Here is a 322-nt window from a genome sequence, read left to right on the forward strand (position 1 = left end):
CTCGTAGGCCTTGTCGGCGTGCAGCTTGTCGGGGCGTCGGCGCGGTCGACCGCGCCGGCCCGTGCTCAGCGGCGGGATGGCATCGAGGGTCGGCCCCATCTGCGGGCTGTCGTGCCGGTTGGCGCCCGTCAGCCTCAGGCCGAGCGGCGTGCCGCGGGCGTCGGTGACAAGATGGCGCTTCGTGCCCGGCTTGCCCCGGTCCGTCGGGTTCGGGCCGGTGGCAGGCCCCCCTTTTTGGCCGGGACGGAGGCACTGTCCAGGCTCGCCCGACGCCAGTCGATCTCACCGGCCGCGTGCAGGCGCTCCAACAGAACCTGATGCA

At 73.3% G+C, this 322-nt stretch carries 1 pseudogene; it reads right to left on the reverse strand.

Going from position 1 to position 322, the window contains the following annotated elements:
- Positions 1-322, reverse strand: a pseudogene (locus tag ASF53_RS26815) (transposase); the annotation flags it as partial.

It is taken from the genome of Methylobacterium sp. Leaf123 (assembly GCF_001423405.1).
In the GTDB taxonomy this organism is placed as follows: Bacteria; Pseudomonadota; Alphaproteobacteria; order Rhizobiales; family Beijerinckiaceae; genus Methylobacterium.